General features: G+C 64.7%; 18 protein-coding genes. 7 read left to right on the top strand and 11 right to left on the bottom strand.

Annotation, left to right across the window (positions count from 1 at the left end; translation table 11 throughout):
* Positions 1-12: 12 nt before the first annotated feature.
* Both BJG93_RS04720 and BJG93_RS04725 read left to right on the top strand, forming a co-directional pair.
* Positions 13-426 carry a group II truncated hemoglobin gene (locus BJG93_RS04720; RefSeq protein WP_027197188.1) on the top strand — a complete coding sequence of 138 codons (414 nt, stop codon included), beginning with the start codon at positions 13-15 and terminating at the stop codon, positions 424-426.
* Entirely contained in the window at positions 419-1,063 is a 645-nt protein-coding gene (locus BJG93_RS04725) for a DUF924 family protein (RefSeq protein WP_027197189.1), read from the top strand. Before BJG93_RS04720 ends, BJG93_RS04725 begins: the two co-directional genes overlap by 8 nt.
* A 54-nt stretch (positions 1,064-1,117) precedes the next feature.
* Here BJG93_RS04725 and BJG93_RS04730 read toward each other — a convergent pair whose 3' ends face one another.
* From BJG93_RS04730 to BJG93_RS04780, 11 genes are all read right to left on the bottom strand, one after another.
* The gene (locus BJG93_RS04730; RefSeq protein ID WP_027197190.1) at positions 1,118-3,178 is read right to left on the bottom strand and encodes an ArnT family glycosyltransferase; all 2,061 of its coding nucleotides are present in this window, start codon (positions 3,176-3,178) and stop codon (positions 1,118-1,120) included.
* A gap of 277 nt (positions 3,179-3,455) precedes the next feature.
* On the bottom strand, positions 3,456-4,202 hold the full coding sequence (locus tag BJG93_RS04735; protein WP_027197191.1) for an SDR family oxidoreductase: 747 nt from the start codon (positions 4,200-4,202) through the stop codon (positions 3,456-3,458).
* 63 nt (positions 4,203-4,265) lie between these two features.
* A complete protein-coding gene (locus BJG93_RS04740; protein WP_027197192.1) occupies positions 4,266-4,853 on the bottom strand; it encodes an LOG family protein in 588 nt (195 codons plus the stop codon).
* Positions 4,854-4,855: 2 nt separating this feature from the next.
* Positions 4,856-5,581, bottom strand: coding sequence for a TetR/AcrR family transcriptional regulator (locus tag BJG93_RS04745; protein ID WP_027197193.1), 726 nt, complete (start codon positions 5,579-5,581; stop codon positions 4,856-4,858).
* A gap of 280 nt (positions 5,582-5,861) precedes the next feature.
* Positions 5,862-6,548, bottom strand: coding sequence for a diacylglycerol kinase (locus BJG93_RS04750; protein ID WP_082194616.1), 687 nt, complete (start codon positions 6,546-6,548; stop codon positions 5,862-5,864).
* 22 nt (positions 6,549-6,570) lie between these two features.
* The gene (locus tag BJG93_RS04755) at positions 6,571-7,602 is read right to left on the bottom strand and encodes a glycosyltransferase family 4 protein (protein WP_027197195.1); all 1,032 of its coding nucleotides are present in this window, start codon (positions 7,600-7,602) and stop codon (positions 6,571-6,573) included.
* 47 nt (positions 7,603-7,649) lie between these two features.
* Positions 7,650-8,591, bottom strand: a complete 942-nt coding sequence (locus tag BJG93_RS04760) for a UDP-2,3-diacylglucosamine diphosphatase (protein WP_027197196.1) — start codon at positions 8,589-8,591, stop codon at positions 7,650-7,652.
* 704 nt (positions 8,592-9,295) lie between these two features.
* The gene (locus BJG93_RS04765; RefSeq protein WP_027197197.1) at positions 9,296-9,820 is read right to left on the bottom strand and encodes an RDD family protein; all 525 of its coding nucleotides are present in this window, start codon (positions 9,818-9,820) and stop codon (positions 9,296-9,298) included.
* 21 nt (positions 9,821-9,841) lie between these two features.
* On the bottom strand, positions 9,842-10,609 hold the full coding sequence (locus tag BJG93_RS04770; RefSeq protein ID WP_027197198.1) for a DUF3106 domain-containing protein: 768 nt from the start codon (positions 10,607-10,609) through the stop codon (positions 9,842-9,844).
* Positions 10,610-10,625: 16 nt separating this feature from the next.
* Positions 10,626-11,057, bottom strand: coding sequence for a DUF3619 family protein (locus BJG93_RS04775; RefSeq protein WP_027197199.1), 432 nt, complete (start codon positions 11,055-11,057; stop codon positions 10,626-10,628).
* The gene (locus tag BJG93_RS04780; RefSeq protein ID WP_027197200.1) at positions 11,054-11,617 is read right to left on the bottom strand and encodes an RNA polymerase sigma factor; all 564 of its coding nucleotides are present in this window, start codon (positions 11,615-11,617) and stop codon (positions 11,054-11,056) included. The genes BJG93_RS04775 and BJG93_RS04780 overlap by 4 nt, the downstream gene beginning before the upstream one ends.
* A 358-nt stretch (positions 11,618-11,975) precedes the next feature.
* On the opposite strand from BJG93_RS04780, the gene BJG93_RS04785 reads away from it, so the two are divergent.
* The 5 genes from BJG93_RS04785 to pssA all read left to right on the top strand — a co-directional run bounded on the left by BJG93_RS04785 (position 11,976) and on the right by pssA (position 17,141).
* Positions 11,976-13,739 (top strand): acetolactate synthase 3 catalytic subunit, encoded by a 1,764-nt coding sequence (locus BJG93_RS04785; protein WP_027197201.1) that lies wholly within the window; start codon positions 11,976-11,978, stop codon positions 13,737-13,739.
* Positions 13,740-13,863: 124 nt separating this feature from the next.
* A complete protein-coding gene (gene ilvN, locus BJG93_RS04790; protein ID WP_027197202.1) occupies positions 13,864-14,355 on the top strand; it encodes an acetolactate synthase small subunit in 492 nt (163 codons plus the stop codon).
* 105 nt (positions 14,356-14,460) lie between these two features.
* Entirely contained in the window at positions 14,461-15,477 is a 1,017-nt protein-coding gene (gene ilvC / locus BJG93_RS04795; RefSeq protein WP_008920617.1) for a ketol-acid reductoisomerase, read from the top strand.
* Positions 15,478-15,608: 131 nt separating this feature from the next.
* A complete protein-coding gene (locus BJG93_RS04800) occupies positions 15,609-16,247 on the top strand; it encodes a phosphatidylserine decarboxylase (protein WP_008920616.1) in 639 nt (212 codons plus the stop codon).
* Between the two features lie 24 nt (positions 16,248-16,271).
* Positions 16,272-17,141: a CDP-diacylglycerol--serine O-phosphatidyltransferase gene (gene pssA, locus BJG93_RS04805; RefSeq protein ID WP_027197203.1), complete on the top strand. Its 870-nt coding sequence runs from the start codon at positions 16,272-16,274 to the stop codon at positions 17,139-17,141.
* The last annotated feature ends 248 nt before the right edge of the window (positions 17,142-17,389 follow it).

Consider the following 17,389-nt stretch of genomic DNA (forward strand, 5'->3'; position numbering starts at 1 on the left):
GTTGAGCAGGGTATGAGTGATTTGAACGACGAAGTGTCCTCGGACAAGCCGACGGCCTTCGAACTGATAGGCGGCGAGGCGCGCGTTCGCGAGCTGATCGACCGGTTTTACGACCTGATGGATCTCGAAGCGGATTTCGCCGGGATTCGCGCGCTGCATCCCGCGTCGCTCGAGGGTTCGCGCGACAAGCTGTTCTGGTTCCTGTGCGGCTGGCTCGGCGGCCCCGATCATTACATCAGCCGCTTTGGGCATCCACGTCTGCGCGCGCGGCATCTGCCGTTCGCGATCGCGTCGAGCGAGCGCGACCAGTGGTTGAGGTGCATGGCGTGGGCGATGGAGGATGTCGGCTTGCCCGAGCCGCTGCGCGAGCGCCTGCTCGGCTCGTTCTTCGACACCGCCGACTGGATGCGCAACCGCAATGGCTGACGCGCCGCGGCACGCCACACCGGCACCGTATTCGTTCGAAGCGGACTATGCGGCGCTCGCGCCGCGGGTGCGCGAGGTGCTCGACTGCTGGTTCGGCGCGCCGGGCACGGCCGAGCACGGCACCGAGCGCAAGCTCTGGTTCAAGCGCGACGACTCCGTCGATACGATGCTGCGCGAGCGTTTTGGTGACCTGATCGATGCGGCGAACGCGGGCGAGCTCGACGCATGGCAGGCGACACCGTTGGGCGCGTTGGCGCTCGTCATCGTGCTGGACCAGTTTTCGCGCAACTGCCATCGCCATACGCCGCGCGCCTTCGCGGCCGACAGCAAGGCGCTGCAAACCGCGCAACGGATGATCGCGAGCGGCGCCGATCGGCTGTTGCCGGACGTGCAGCATCGCGCGTTCGCGTATCTGCCGTTCGAGCACGATGAAACGCTCGCGAGCCAGCAGGAATCGCTGCGTCTGTTCGAACGGCTCGCGCAGGAGCCGGGCGGTGAGGGCTACTATCGGTACGCGCTGCGCCACGCGAAAGTCATCGAGCGGTTTGGCCGCTTTCCGCATCGCAACGTGCTGCTCGGGCGGGAATCGAGCGATGAGGAGATCGCGTTTCTACGCGAGCCCGGTTCGTCGTTCTGAATCGACGTGGACGCGTGCGCGAGACACTGAGCCGGCGCGACGCACTCCGCGGCGCTATTCGTCGCCGTGCAGCTCGCCCGCCACCGGCGTGCGCACGAATACGCGCAACAGCTCATCCGAATCGCCCGGCCGCGCGCCGGACCAGAACAGCCGCCATTCGCCGGGCGGCGGCCGCGCGTTGTCGCGGCGGCTTTCCTCGATCAGCCACGTGCAGGCGGTCGTACGCGGATCTTCGCTCGGCTGATGTTCGATGCCGGTGTAGTAGTAGAGCATCGGCGCCTCGGATTCGCCCAGTCCGGAGCTTGCCATGCAGTCGCCGTCGTTCCATTCGATATTCATCTTCGCGCCGAGGTCCCGGAACACCGAGCGGTAGCTTTTCGCGTAGTCGAGCCACGGCAGCAGCAACGTGCTGACCAGCCCCCAGGCGAGCATCGCGCCCGCGCACCAGCTGAGCGCGCCGCGCCATCTGCCCGCGTACTTGAACGACGGCAGCAGCCACAGCCAGCCGATCGTCAGCAGCAGCGCACCGACGATCAGTACGGGCGAAATCGGCAGCACCCAGTCGAGCGGCAGCCAGCGGCCGAGCAGATGCAGCGGCGCATGCGTGCTTGCCGGGCTCGTCATGGTCGACCAGACGATCCACACGAGCGCGGCCGCGCTGCCGAACAGCACTCGGCTCGTCATGTCCCAGCCGGCATGCAGGCGCGCCGGCAAGCGCTCGACGCCCTGCATCGCGACCAGCGCGAGTGGCGCGATGAACGGCAGGATGTACAACTCGCGGACCGTCGCCGAGCTTTGCAGCACCGCGAAGCCGATGCCAGCGAACAGCACCGGCAACGCGACGCGCGGATCGCGCCAGCGTCGCCATGCGCCGCCGGCGAGCGCAGCCAGCGCGAGCGGCACCACCGGAAAGCCGACGCTCAGCACGGTGCGCAGCACGAACAGGCGACTTTCGTTTTCTGAGCCCAGCTCGGCGACCGAAAAACCGAAGAAGCGCCCGACGTTGTTATCCCATAGCCACACTTTGAAGAGTGCCTCGGAGCGCAGGTAGAAGCAGACCGGCCAGATCAGCGTGAACGGCGCGCAGACGAGCGCGGCCAGAGCGAGCGTGCCCGCGAAGCTGCGGCTGCGGCATGCGGGATAGAGCAGCAGCGCCGCGCAGAGGGTCGCGCCGAACACGAGCGGTACGAACAGTCCCTTTGCCAGCAGCGACACGCCCACGCCCGCGCCGAGCATCGTCGCGCCGCTGATGATCGCGTGACGCCGCTCGCGGGCATCGAGCGGTTTGGTCTGGCTGGCGGCCAGCGCATGCATCGGCAAATACGACGCGGCGCGCGGATTGTCACGCAGATGCAGAAGTACCAGTTCGAACAGTCCGCAAAAGCCGAGCGCGGCGCCGGCCATCAGCGCGACGTCGGTCATCATGTCGTGCACGTGCTTGACGACCACCAGCGTGCCGCCGAACAGCGCGAGCGTACCGATCACGCGCAGGTCGAACCAGCTCGACGCATCGACCGCGCGACGCGCGACGCGCCCGGTGTAGTACATCGTCAGGCCCGCGAACAGCGCGCTCGCGAGCCGTGCCGCATCCGGCAGCGGCAGATAGCGGCCGAACATCCATGCTAGGCCGGCGGCGACCCAGTCGTAGAACGGCGGCTTTTCGACGAAGGGCTGCCCGGCATTGGTCGGCACGACGAGATCGCCGGTAGCGAGCATGTGCTGGACGATGCCGAACGTATAGGTTTCGTCCTGCTTCCACGGCTCGTGGCCAAGAATGCCTGGGATCAGCCACGCGCACAGGATCGCCAGCGCGACGAGCCACAGCAGCGGACGGAGCGCCGCGAGCGCATGCCAACGCTGCAGGCCGCGCGTAGCACGGTCGCCCGAAACGGCGGAGCCCGATGCCTGGGCGGTGTCGGTGCTGTGTATCGCGGGGGCGGAAGCTGCGGGATCCCCAACCGGCAGCTGGGTCTGCGCGTCGGTAAAGGCGTGCGCGGAGTGCGCGGTGCTGGCGGAAAGCGCGGCCTCGTGCGCGCCGCCTGCCGGAGCGGCCGAGGTCGACGCCGTCGCGCTGGCATTGTGCGCGCGCCAGCGCGCGGACTGCTTGTCTTGCATCGAAGTCTCAGGTCAGCGTACGCGGCGGCGTGGGCCTCGTACTGATGTTTTGCTTGCGTCGCCTGCGGATGCACACGATCCGGTCGATTGTAGCGCGGCATTATTACTGGACATTACAGACGCAGCGAGGCGCGCGTAATCGACGCGCGGCTGTCTCGGTTTCACGACAGACCGATTCCGACTAGCACGAAAGGAGGAGGAGAGCGCCGAAAATGCGTGGCCGTGGCCGACCGCGCCTTGCGTTTGACGCTGGCGGCCGCTCTCGCGCGGCCCTCGCTCAGCGGCCGCCGGTCACGTCGAACAGCGCGCCCGTCACGTACGACGCCGCGTCGCTCAGCAGCCACACGATGGCCTCGGCGACTTCGTCCGCGCGGCCGGGGCGGCCGAGCGGCGTGGTCGCGCCCAGTTGCGCGGCGCGCTCGGGCTTGCCGCCGCTCGCATGGATCTCGGTGTCGATCAGGCCTGGACGCACCGCGTTCACGCGCACGCCCTGCGGGCCCAGCTCTTTCGCGAGGCCGAGCGTCATCGTGTCGATGGCGCCTTTCGACCCCGCATAGTCGACGTATTCGTTGGGCGAACCGAGCCGCGCCGCCGCCGACGAAACATTGACGATCGCGCCGCCCGCGCCGCCGCGCTCGGTCGACATGCGACGCGCCGCTTCGCGCGCGCACAGATACGCGCCGAGCACGTTGACGTCGAACACGCGTTTCAGACGTGCGAAGTCCATGTCTGCGAGCTGGCTCGACGGCGCGACGATACCGGCGTTGTTGACGAGCGCATCGATGCGGCCGAAGGTTTGCTGGAGCGTGTCGAACATGCCGGTCACGTCGGCTTCGTTCGCGACGTCGCCGGCGATCGGCACCGCGCGGCCGCCCGCGTGTTCGACCTCGGCGACCGTCTGCTGCGCGGCGGCGAGCTCGCGCAGGTAGTTCACGCCGACGCACCAGCCGCGCTCACCAAGCAGACGCGCGGTGGCGCGGCCAATGCCGCGGCTGCCGCCGGTGATCAGAACAGCCTTGGTCATCGCAACCTCCTCGTTGGGTGATGCGTGCGTGGCGCGCTTCGCTCGGGTTTGGCGGAACGGGATTCAGACGGCGTCGCTTTGCACCGCCGCCCATTTGTCGCGCGCGGGCGGCGCGTAGTGTTGCAGCTTGCCGATCAGCGCGAGCGGATCGGCGTCGATCTGCAGCATGTCGAGATAAATCTTGCGCAAGAAGCCTTCGTCGACCGTGTGCTGAAGCAGGCGGATCAGCGGCTCGTAGAAGCCGCCGGTGTTCAGCAGTGCAACCGGCTTGCCGTGGTAGCCGAGCTGCGCCCAGGTGAAGACCTCGAACAGCTCCTCGAGCGTGCCCGCGCCGCCCGGCATCGCGACGAACGCATCGGACAGCTCGGCCATCATCTTCTTGCGATGATGCATGTCGGGCACCACGTGCAGTTCGGTCAAGCCGTTATGGCCCACTTCCTTGCTGACCAGCAGCTCGGGAATCACGCCGATCGCGCGGCCGCCTTCGGCCATCACGGTGTCGGCGATCACGCCCATCAGCCCGACCTTGCCGCCGCCGTAGACGAGCGCCAGATCCGCCTCGACCAGCGCACGGCCGAAGGCGCGCGCCGCCTGTGCATACAACGGTTTGGCTCCCATCGCGGAGCCGCAATATACACACACCGACTTCATGCTCAACTGTCCTTCGATTCGTTGCGAGGCGCGGCGCCCTCACGGGGCGGCAGGTAATCGTAGAACTCGCGTTTGGGCAGCTTGCCCGAGACGAGGTCGTCGAAGAGTTGCCGCGAGCGGCCGCGCAGGTAGGGCGCCATCAGCGAGACGATCTGCACGCTCACCTGGTGCAGCTCCTCGCGGATCGCTTCCTGCTCGTTGTATTTGCGCGGATTCATCACGAACTGATACGACAGCCAGTACGTGCCGATCACGCCGACGTTGGTCGCGATCACCTGCATTTCCTGCGGCGTCGCGACCATTTCGCCGTCGGCGACGAGCTGCTCGCAGAACTGGCTCGCGAAGCGCACCTTGTGGCTGATGATCTGCTTGAAGTGCGTCTCGAGCGTGCGGTTGCGCGCGAGCAGGTCGTTCAGGTCGCGGTACAGGAAGCGGTAGCGCCACGTGAAATCGACCATGTACTGCAGGTACGACCACATTTCGTCGATGGTCGCGCGATGGTCGTCCGGGAAACGCAGACGCTTCTCGATCTCCTGCTCGAACTGGCTGAAGATGCTGTTGATGATGTCGTCTTTGTTGCGGAAGTGGTAGTACAGGTTGCCTGGACTGATTTCCATTTCCTCGGCGATCGTCGTGGTCGTGACGTTCGGCTCGCCGATTTCGTTGAACAGCTTTAACGACAGTTCGAGAATCCGTTCGCGCGTGCGGCGGGGAGGTTTGCCTTCCATGTCGTCCGGCCCTGGTTATGCCGGGCTGGGCGCGTGGCGGCGTGCCGCTGCTGCGTGTTCCACCCGGATGCGGTTGGTATTTTGAGCGCTCCCGAACCCGCCGCCACGCGACGGGCTCCCCGAAAGGGCAGGGTGAGGTCCGACGGTGTTGCCTTGCGCCGGCGCTTTCCTGCGAGACCATCGAACGATTATAAACCGAGCGTTCTAATCCCCAACCGGCGGTGCGGATTTTCGTTCTGTGGGGCGTGGCCGGGCGTGCGCTTCGACCTGCATCGATCCATCAAAGCCACGCCCGAATCCAGCCGACGACCAGCGGCCCGACGATCACACCCCACGTCATCAGACACATGCCGAGTGCGACCATCACGGCCGCGCTGCCGAGATCTTTCGCGCGACGCGAGAGCTCGTGACGTTCGAGCGAGATCCGGTCGATCGCCGCTTCGACGCTCGAATTGAGCAGCTCGACGATCAGCACGAGCAGCACCGAGCCGAGCAGCAATACGCGCGACACGGGATCGACAGGCACCACGAGGCCGCACGGAATCAGGATCGCGGCCAGCGTGAGTTCCTGACGAAACGCACTTTCCTCACGAATCGCGACGCGAAAGCCGGCCAGCGAGTTTTTCATCGCGTGCCACGCGCGCGTGAGGCCGCGGTTGCCTTTGTAGGGGTTGAAGGGCAGCGGGGCGAGGGGGTCGTCGGGGCTGAGCGGTTCGTGAGCGGTGTCGAGGGTTGAGTCGCGGGTCGAGTCGTGCGCAGCGTTGCGTTGCGCGTCCTCCGCGGCGTTCGCGTCGCCGCTGATCGCGTTGTTGCCGCCGTTCACCCGGGGCGTGGCAGCCGTCTGCTCGCCCGCACCCGGCTCGCGTACATCGTCGAACGGTTCGATGCTGGTGGTGTCGCGGGCGGACTTGAAGGCGCGTAGCGCGCCGTTTGACGCGCCTTCGGCGCTGGATCGACTGCTTCGCATGTCTGGCTCCGCGCGCCCCGCATTACGCGGCGGCGCTCTCCTCGCGATACGTCGCGCCGCGCAGCGGCTTCAGATGCGCGGCGAATTGCGCGGACGCCGCCGCCCACGAGAAGCGCTCGGCCCACGCGCGCGCCTCCGATCGATCGATCTTCAATGCTTCGAGGCAGGCTTCGCGCAGATCCTCATGCATCGCGCCGGCGCCGCCGTCGCCGAGCACGTCGATCGGGCCGGTGACCGGATAGGCGGCCACCGGCGTGCCGCATGCGAGCGCTTCGAGCAGCACCAGCCCGAACGTATCGGTGCGGCTCGGAAACACGAAGACGTCGGCGGCCGCGTAGACTTTCGCGAGTTCGGCCTGCGACAGCACGCCCAGATAGTTGACCTGCGGATAGCGCGACTTCAGCTCGGCCAGTGCCGGACCCTCGCCCGCGACCCACTTCGAGCCGGGCAGGTCGAGCTGCAAAAATGCCTCGACGTTTTTTTCGACCGCCACGCGCCCGACGTACAGGAAGATCGGCCGCGCGGTGTTGAGTACCTTCGAGTCCATCGGGCGGAAGATCTCGAGATCGACGCCGCGCGTCCACAGCACGACGTTCGTGAAACCGAACTTCTCGAGGTCCTGCTTGACGACGGGCGTCGGCGCCATCACCGCGAGCGACGGCTTGTGGAACCAGTGCAGAAACTTGTAGGTTGCCGCGAGCGGGATACGAAAGCGCGCCTGCACGTATTCGGGAAAGCGCGTGTGATACGCGGTCGTGAACGGCAGCTTGTGCTCCAGCGCATATGCGCGCGCGCCCATGCCGAGCGGACCTTCGGTCGCAATGTGCAACGCGTCGGGCGCGAAACGATCGATGCGCTCGCGCAGCCGGCCGCGCGGCAGCAGCGACAGGCGTATCTCCGGATAAGTCGGGCAAGGGATGGTGCGGAATTCGAGCGGCGTCAGCAGGTCGACCTGATGGCCGAGCGCGGTGAGTTCGCGCCGGGTGTTCTTCAGCGTGCGCACGACGCCGTTGACCTGCGGCTCCCATGCGTCGGTGACGATCATGATCTTCATCGCGTTGTTCATCGCTGCGGCCCTGTGGAAGTGGAGAGTGGACGTGCTCAGGCAGTGGCGCGGGCTTTTTGCGTGCCCGCCTGGGGCGCGCGCAGCGCGGTCCAGAAGATCACCTTGAGCTCGCCTTCATAGGTCTCGACGAGCGCCGACAGACTCTCGACCCAATCGCCATCGTTGCAATAGAGCACGCCGTCGATCTCGCGCATCTCGGCCTTGTGGATGTGCCCGCAGACGACGCCGTCGCAGCCGCGGCGACGCGCTTCGTCGGTCATCACCCGTTCGAACGACGAGATGAAATTGACGGCGTTCTTGACCTGATGCTTCAGGTATTGCGACAGCGACCAGTACGGAAAGCCGAGCTTGCTGCGGATCCGGTTGAACCAGCGGTTCAGCACGAGAATCATCGTGTAGAGCGTGTCGCCGAGATAGGCGAGCCATTTCGCGTGCTGGATCACGCCGTCGAACAGATCGCCGTGCACGATCCACAGGCGCTTGCCGGCGAGCGTCGTGTGAAACGCTTCACCGCGCACGTGGATGTCGCCGAACGCGAGGTCGCAGAACTGGCGCGCGGCTTCGTCGTGGTTGCCGGGCACGTAGATGACCTGGGTGCCTTTGCGCGCCTTGCGCAGCACTTTCTGCACGACGTCGTTGTGCGCCTGGGGCCAGTACCAGCCCTTCTTCAACTGCCAGCCGTCGATGATGTCGCCGACGAGGTACAGGTACTCGGATTCGTTATGGCGCAGAAAGTCGAGCAGATAGCCTGCCTGGCAGCCGCTGGAGCCGAGGTGGATGTCGGAGAGCCAGATCGTGCGATAGCGATGCGGATCCTCGTGGCTGTCGTCGTGATGGTCGGCGTGGGCATCCAGTGACGGCGTCGCGGGCAGCGGCAGGCCGTGATGCGTAGAACCTGGGGCGGGCCGGAACGCGACTGGGTCGACGCTCGGGCCGGTTTGACGAAACAGGGAAGTCGCGGACGTATTGGGGTCCATGGCTCACGCGTCGAGTGGCGGTGCCCGTATTGGGCCGGGCGCGCGTGACTGCGGCGTGACAGTCATGAGAAGTTCTTATTACGGGGGGCTTGGCGGGGTCTGTTTTTTCGTTGTTCTGGCCTTGTTGGCCTTTCCTTGATTTGTTGTCGGTCTATTGGCGTTGCCCCTGTGCGGGGCGGCACCTACTTTCTTTGCTGCTGCAAAGAAAGTAGGCAAAGAAGACAGCTTTACACCGCCAGCTCTTAAGCGGGTCCCTTGGCTTGGAAGGGGTAGTGGTGCATCTGGAGTCGGTGCCCCCGCACATTTCACCCTGGTGACAAAGCCGTCATCCTTCCCACTCCGCACTGCGTGCGTCGTGGACGGGTCTGCCAGGGAAACCGACCGATGGTTTTGGAACGGGGTTTCGGCGCGCGCAGCGCCGCCGCAAGAATGACTGCCTTGTCACAAGCGCCGAACGTGCGGGAGCGCGGATTCCAGATGCACCACTGCCGGAGGCGGACCGAGGGACCCGCTTAAGAATTTGCGGTGTGAGCTGTCTTCTTTGCTTACTTTCTTTGCAGCAGCAAAGAAAGTGAGTGCCGCCCCGCACAGGGGCAACGCTAATAGACCGACAACAAATCAAGGAAAGGCCAACAACCCCACAGAACAGGACCAGGAGCGCCCCCCAGCCCGGGGAGACAACGCAACCGCAGACCCACGCGCGCTCAGCGCAAAACCGCCACTACCCGCGTCCCCGCAAGCCGATCATGTAAAAACCGCCGCTGCGGATCGAACCGTCCACTCGCCGCCCACACCACGAACCAGACACCCGCAACAACAAGCGTCTGCGGCACCCGCAGCCCAAGCATCGGATGCAACGCCAGCGGCGGCAAAAACCACAACCACGCGAACACATACCGCCCAATCGCCCGCCCAACTGAAACCGGCGCACCATCAGCGCCGACCACTCGTAACCGCCAGGTTTTCATCGGCAGCGTCTGGCCACCATGCGTCCAGAACCAGACGAAGTACACCCCGACCACGACGCCAATCCAGGCGGCGAGCAGATTGTGGTGCGCGAGCCCGTTACGCTGCTGCGTCAGCGTGCTGAACAGATAGCCGGCGAGGAACACGACGCCGAACAGAATGACCGCTTCGTAGAGTAGCGCCGCCAGCCGTCGCCGGACGGTGGGCGTCGTGCCGCCGGGTGCGGCGGCGGGCAGGGTCGGGGTGGCGAGCGGCTGGGACACGTAACGGGCTCAGGATCGGAATCAGGAGCCGTGGAAGATCGCCGGCGCTTCTGCCGGCGACACGGGCAGCGGCGTCGCCGGCACGAAGCTTCCGGCCGCAGGCATCGCGTTCGACGACGGCAGCGGGGCCGCGGCCGGTGCCGAGGCGGCCGCCGCGGGGCTCGCAGCCGCGGCGCCGCTGGCGCCCAAGCCGTGCTCGCGCGCGTTCACGAGGCGGTCGATGCCCTTGATCTCGTTGCGGGCCGACGGCGGCGCGCTGACGACGCTAGGGCGGCGCTTGCGCTCACTGGCGGCGAGCCGCTCCTTCGTTTCCTCGGGCAACTGTTGGTACGCTTTCCACGCGTTCTGGCGCGCTTCGCGCGGCAGTTCCTTCGAAAGCTGGTAGTTCTCGCGCGCGACGCGGCGCTGCTCGGGCGTCATGCGCACCCATTGGGTCATGCGCTCGTGCAGGCGCTTTTGCGCATCGGGCGACATCTTCGCGAATCTCGATACGATCTTGATCCATTTGCGCTTGCGTTCGTCGCTAAAGGAATCCCACTGAGAGGCGAAGGGCGCGAGCGCGGCATGGTCGGCCGCGCTCAGGCGCGACCACGCGAGCGGGCTATTGCTGCCCGGCAGGGCGGGTAATTCGACGGACAGTGCGGGGGCGGGCGCGGCGACGGTTACGCCGGGCGGCGGATTGCCCGCCGGCAACGGGCTCGGGTGAAAGCGCGGATACGTCGCGGCAAACGACACCAGGGCCGCGATCGTACATCCGAAAACAACGGCCAGGCCGCGCTTGTAACTCACCCGAGGAATCTCCCGCTCAGTGGGCGCGTGAAAGATACGCGTTGAAGCCGTGGTCGAGATAGGCATTGAGCGGCAGGTCGTCGCTTAGCATGGCCGCATCGATATCGGCGAGTTCGGCGGTGCGCTGGTGGTCTTCCCAGTACGCGATGCCGATCAGGCTCACGACCAGCGCCGCGAGCGGCCACGCGAGCGCGAAGCGGCGCAGCGGCCAGCGTCGGCGCGGCTCCAAGCCATCTTGCGGCAGTCCCACCATCCCGGGCGGCATGCCCGCGAGCACGGGTGCGAACACCGGCGCGCTGACGGCTTCGGGCTTCTTGCGAGCGAGCGCGGCCCGACGCGCGGCGGCAAGCCGGTCGACGGTGGCGGGCGGGAGGCTGGCGGTGTTCTCATCGAGCGCGCGGCGCAGTTGACGCGCAAACTCGAGTTCTGTGTTTTCGAGGGAGCTCATAGCGTAATTCCTTTCGCCTTGAGCGCTTGCGCCAGCGTGTGGGTGGCCCGCGAGCAGTGCGTTTTCACGCTGCCTTCGGAGCAGCCCATTGCGGCGGCAGTCTCGGCGACATCCATATCCTCCCAATAACGCATGAGAAACGCCTCCCGTTGACGTGCGGGTAATTTCTGGATCTCGTCGTCGATCAACTGCAGGACCTGCTCGCGTTCGAGCTTCTGTTCGTTGCTCTCCGCGCCGGCCGAACCACCCTCGGCCGCCAAGGTTTCCAGCGGATCGAATTCGTCGTCGTCGGTATTGCCGAGCGACGAGAACAGGCTAACCCATGTGTTGCGCACTTTGGCACGACGGAAGTGGTCGTGCGTCGCATTCTGCAGAATACGCTGAAACAGCAGCGGTAGCTCGGCAGCCGGACGGTCGCCGTATTTCTCGGCGAGCTTGATCATCGCGTCCTGCACGATGTCGAGGGACGCATCGTCGTCCCGCACGGCGTAGACCGTCTGCTTGAACGCGCGCCTTTCGACGCCCGCCAGAAAATCGGCGAGTTCCTTGTCTGATGCCATCCGTGTGGGGGTCGGCGCAGCAAGCGTGCGCGTAATCGGTCGAAAAAGTCGCAAAACTCGCGGATGCTAACAAACTTTTGCGCCGATTGGGGCGAAACCTGCTCGAGCTTGCATTTGCATGACGGTCGACATTCCACCGGATCGCGTCCCCCGGCGCGCAACCCCGAAAGGCAATATTTGCTTGACCGCGAGCGTGGCAGCCGCTATCGTCGCTGGTTCGCAACATAAGTGAGTTGTCTCAATTGAGGTGTGGCCCAAGAAGCCCGCCTGTCAACTGGACGCGCCGCTTGAACCCGAGTCACGAGCCCGGCAGAGAGCACCCGATCAATTTTTTGCCGAAAATTCGAAAGGTCAATCAATGAATATGCCCAGCGCGGAATTCTCCACGTCGGATACGACCCCTCATCACGAAGCAGACTCTATCGGCGCCACCGTGCTCATGAAGGCACTGGCCGACGAAGACGTCGAGTTCATCTGGGGCTATCCCGGCGGCTCGGTACTCTACATCTACGACGAGCTGTACAAGCAGGACAAGTTCCAGCACGTGCTCGTGCGCCACGAACAGGCCGCCGTACACGCTGCCGACGCCTACGCGCGCTCCACCGGCAAGGTCGGCGTGTGTCTCGTGACCTCCGGCCCCGGCGTCACCAATGCGGTGACCGGCATCGCCACCGCCTACATGGATTCGATCCCGCTGGTCGTGATCAGCGGCCAGGTGCCGACTGCCGCGATCGGTCAGGATGCATTCCAGGAATGCGACACGGTCGGGATCACGCGTCCCTGCGTAAAGCACAACTTTCTCGTGAAAGACGTGCGTGATCTCGCCGCGACCGTCAAGAAAGCTTTCTACATCGCCCGTACCGGCCGTCCCGGCCCAGTGCTGATCGACATTCCGAAGGACGTGTCCAAGACGCCCTGCCAGTACGAGCCGATCAAGAGCGTGTCGCTGCGCTCATACAACCCGGTCACGAAGGGCCACTCCGGTCAGATCCGCAAGGCGGTGTCACTGCTGCTGTCGGCGAAGCGCCCATATATCTACACCGGCGGCGGCATCGTGCTCGCGGACGCGTCGCGCGAGCTGAACCAGTTCGCCGATCTGCTCGGCTATCCGGTCACCAATACGCTGATGGGTCTGGGCGGCTACCGCTCGAGCGACAAGAAATTCCTCGGCATGCTCGGCATGCACGGCACGTACGAAGCCAATATGGCGATGCAGCACTGCGACGTGCTGATCGCGATCGGCGCGCGCTTCGACGACCGCGTGATCGGCGATCCGAACCACTTCGCGTCGCGGCCGCGCAAGATCATTCATATCGACATCGATCCCTCTTCCATTTCCAAGCGCGTCAAGGTCGACATCCCGATCGTCGGCGACGTCAAGGAAGTGCTGAAGGAACTCATCGAGCAGTTGCAGACGGCCGAACATGGCCCGGACAGCGCGGCGCTTGCCGACTGGTGGAAGGACATCGAAGGCTGGCGCGCGAAAGACTGTCTCAAGTTCGACCGCAAAAGCGACATCATCAAGCCGCAGTACGTGGTCGAAAAGGCGTGGGAGCTGACCGACGGCAACGCGTTCGTGTGCTCCGACGTCGGCCAGCACCAGATGTGGGCCGCGCAATTCTATAAGTTCAACAAGCCGCGCCGCTGGATCAACTCCGGTGGTCTCGGCACGATGGGCTTCGGCCTGCCGGCCGCGATGGGTGTGAAGATGGCCCACCCGGACGACGACGTGCTGTGCATCACGGGCGAAGGCTCCATCCAGATGTGCATCCAGGAGCTGTCGACCTGCAAGCAGTACGAGTTGCCGATCAAGATCATTTCGCTGAATAACCGCTATCTGGGCATGGTGCGCCAGTGGCAGCAGATCGAATACAGCAAGCGTTATTCGCATTCGTACATGGATGCGCTGCCGGACTTCGTGAAGCTCGCCGAAGCGTACGGTCACGTGGGCATGCGCATCGAGCGCACCGCCGATGTCGAACCGGCGCTCAAGGAAGCGCTGCGCCTGAAGGATCGCACGGTGTTTCTCGACTTCCAGACCGATCCGACCGAAAACGTCTGGCCGATGGTCCAGGCCGGCAAGGGCATCACCGAGATGCTCATGGGTTCGGAAGATCTTTAACGACGGGGCGTCTGGATAATTCCAGCGCCGGCTTCGCGATGCGCGCCTTCACAAAAGGCGAGGGCGGGCGAAGCGGCGCCGCTCCGCTCGCAGGCATCGACACAACATCTGGAAGAAGCGAAACATGAGACACATCATTTCCGTCCTGCTGGAAAACGAACCAGGCGCGCTGTCGCGCGTGGTCGGACTGTTCTCGGCACGCGGCTACAACATTGAAACCTTGACGGTGGCTCCGACCGAAGACCGTTCGCTGTCGCGCATGACCATCGTCTCCGTTGGCTCGGACGACGTGATCGAACAGATCACGAAGCATCTGAACCGCCTGATCGAGGTGGTGAAAGTGGTCGACCTTACCGAGGGCGCCCATATCGAACGCGAGCTGATGCTGATCAAGGTGAGGGCGGTCGGCAAGGAACGTGAGGAGATGAAGCGGATGGCGGACATTTTCCGCGGCCGCATCATCGACGTCACCGAAAAGACCTACACGATCGAATTGACGGGGGCAAGCGACAAGCTCGACGCCTTCATCGACGGGCTCGACTCCACGGCGATCCTAGAGACGGTCCGCACGGGCAGCTCGGGCATCGGTCGCGGCGAGCGCATTCTGAAGGTCTGACGCCGCGTTTCGCAAGGCCGGGCAACGCGGCATCCCCCGGCTCGCAGCACCTATTTCGCCGTACCTGAATTTCTCTGAATCATCGAATCTAGCCAAGGAACCGACATGAAAGTTTTCTACGACAAGGACGCCGATCTCTCCCTCATCAAGGGCAAGCAGGTCACCATCATCGGCTATGGCTCGCAAGGCCATGCGCACGCGCTGAACCTCAAGGAAAGCGGCGTGAACATCACGGTCGGTCTGCGCAAGGGCGGCGCATCGTGGAGCAAGGCTGAAAACGCCGGCCTGCAAGTAAAGGAAGTCGCGGAAGCGGTCAAGGGCGCGGACGTCGTCATGATGCTGCTGCCCGACGAGCAGATCGCCGACGTGTACGCGAAGGAAGTCCACGCGAACATCAAGCAGGGCGCAGCGCTCGCGTTCGCGCACGGCTTCAACGTTCACTACGGCCAGGTGATCCCGCGTGCCGACCTCGACGTCATCATGATCGCGCCGAAAGCACCGGGCCATACGGTTCGCGGCACCTACTCGCAAGGTGGCGGCGTGCCGCACCTGATCGCGGTTGCGCAGGACAAGTCTGGCGCGGCGCGCGACATCGCGCTGTCGTACGCAGCGGCAAACGGCGGCGGCCGTGCCGGCATCATCGAAACGAACTTCCGCGAAGAAACCGAAACCGACCTGTTCGGCGAGCAGGCCGTGCTGTGCGGCGGTACCGTCGACCTGATCAAGGCAGGCTTCGAAACGCTGGTCGAAGCGGGCTACGCGCCGGAAATGGCGTACTTCGAGTGCCTGCACGAACTCAAGCTGATCGTCGACCTGATTTACGAAGGCGGCATCGCAAACATGAATTACTCGATCTCGAACAACGCCGAGTACGGCGAGTACGTGACGGGTCCGCGCATCGTCACCGCTGAAACGAAGAAGGCGATGAAGGCCGTGCTGACCGACATCCAGACCGGCGAGTACGCGAAGAGCTTCATCATCGAGAACAAGGCTGGCGCACCGACGCTGCAATCGCGTCGCCGCCTGACGGCCGAGCACCAGATCGAGCAGGTCGGCTCGAAGCTGCGCGCGATGATGCCGTGGATCGCGAAGAACAAGCTCGTCGACCAGTCGAAGAACTAAGCGTCTCGATATAACAGGTCCGGCGCGGTGCTTCGGCGCGGTGGCCGGAACAGTCAAAAAGCCGTCCAAGGGTGCTGAACCCTGGGCGGCTTTTGCTATCCTACGGTTTTACAAAAACACAGAAGCCATCCATGAATTACCCTCATCCGATCATCGCGCGAGAAGGCTGGCCGTTCATCGCCATCGCGGCCGTCGTTGCATTACTGGTTCACGCCTTCGCGGGGTTCGGCATTGCGTGGCTCTTCTGGCTGATTCTGATCTTCGTCGTGCAGTTCTTCCGCGACCCGGCGCGTCCGATTCCGACCCAGGCCAACGCGGTGTTATGTCCCGCCGACGGTCGTATCGTCGCGGTGGAAACCGCGCATGACCCTTATGCGAATCGCGAGGCGCTGAAAATCAGCGTGTTCATGAACGTGTTCAACGTGCACTCGCAGCGCTCGCCGGTCGACGGCGCAATCTCGAAGGTCGAATACTTTCCAGGCGCGTATCTGAACGCGGCGGTCGATAAGGCTTCGCTCGAAAACGAGCGCAACGCGATCGTGATCGAAATGGCCGGCGGCCAGACGGTCACGTCGGTGCAGATCGCCGGGCTGATCGCGCGGCGCATTCTTTGCTACGTCCGTGCAGGCGAGCCACTGACCCGCGGCCAGCGTTACGGATTCATCCGCTTCGGTTCGCGCGTCGACGTGTACCTGCCGGTGGGCAGCCGTCCACGCGTGTCGATCGGCGAGAAGGTGTCGGCGTCGTCCACGATCCTCGCCGAGCTGTAAAGCGGCATACAGGAGGTTGTCCGAATGGCCGCATTCAAACCGCGTCGACCTCGCAGCAGCGGACCGCTGCCGCGTCCGTTTCGCCGCAACAAGCCGGTGGTCGCTGAATCGCCCGCCGCCGACAGCCGGCGCGCGCAGCGTCAGCAGTTCCTCAGGAAACGCGGCATCTATTTGCTGCCGAACGCGTTCACCACGGCCGCGCTGTTTTGCGGCTTCTTCGCCGTCGTGCAGGCGATGAACGTGCGCTTCGAGATCGCGGCGATCGCGATCTTCGTCGCGATGGTGCTCGATGGCATGGACGGCCGCGTCGCGCGCATGACGCATACGCAAAGCGCGTTCGGCGAGCAGTTCGATAGCCTGTCGGACATGGTGTCGTTCGGTGTCGCGCCCGCGCTCGTGATGTATGAGTGGGTCTTGAAAGACCTCGGGCGATGGGGCTGGCTCGCCGCGTTCGTGTATTGCTCGGGCGCGGCGCTGCGGCTTGCGCGCTTCAACACGAATATCGGCGTGGTCGATAAGCGGTTCTTCCAGGGCATGCCGAGCCCGGCCGCGGCGGCGCTGATCGCGGGTTTCGTGTGGCTTGCCACCGACAACCGCGTGCCGCTGAAGCTCGTCTGGCTGCCGTGGGTTGCCTTCGTGCTGACCATCTATGCGGGCGTGACGATGGTGTCCAACGCGCCGTTCTATAGCGGTAAGGCGCTCGACGTGCGGCATCGCGTGCCGTTCGGCGTGATCCTGCTGGTGGTGGTTGCGTTCGTGCTCGTGTCGTCCGATCCGCCGTTGATGCTGTTTGGTCTGTTCGTGCTGTACGGTCTGTCCGGCTATGTGTTCTGGGCGTATCAGGCAGTGCGCGGCAGGGCCAACCCGGCGCGTTCGATTTCGCACGACCGTTGACGATCTGAATCACGCTGCATCGCGGCGACGTACCAAAACGGCAGCCCGCGGGCTGCCGTTTTTCGTTGGTACGCGCGCTAACGAGTTCGCTTCTGACTGCGCCGCAGGCCGCACCGGCGCGCATTGTGCGGTGGCTGGAATGCCGTTATAGTTGTCGGATCAGTGCGTTGGCGTGGCCGATTTTGCCGGGCCGGCGAGACCGCTCGCTGCGCCGCGCCATCACGCCTCGTTTAAGCCCTTTATGCTTT

It is taken from the genome of Paraburkholderia sprentiae WSM5005 (genome assembly GCF_001865575.2).
Lineage (GTDB): Bacteria > Pseudomonadota > Gammaproteobacteria > Burkholderiales > Burkholderiaceae > Paraburkholderia > Paraburkholderia sprentiae.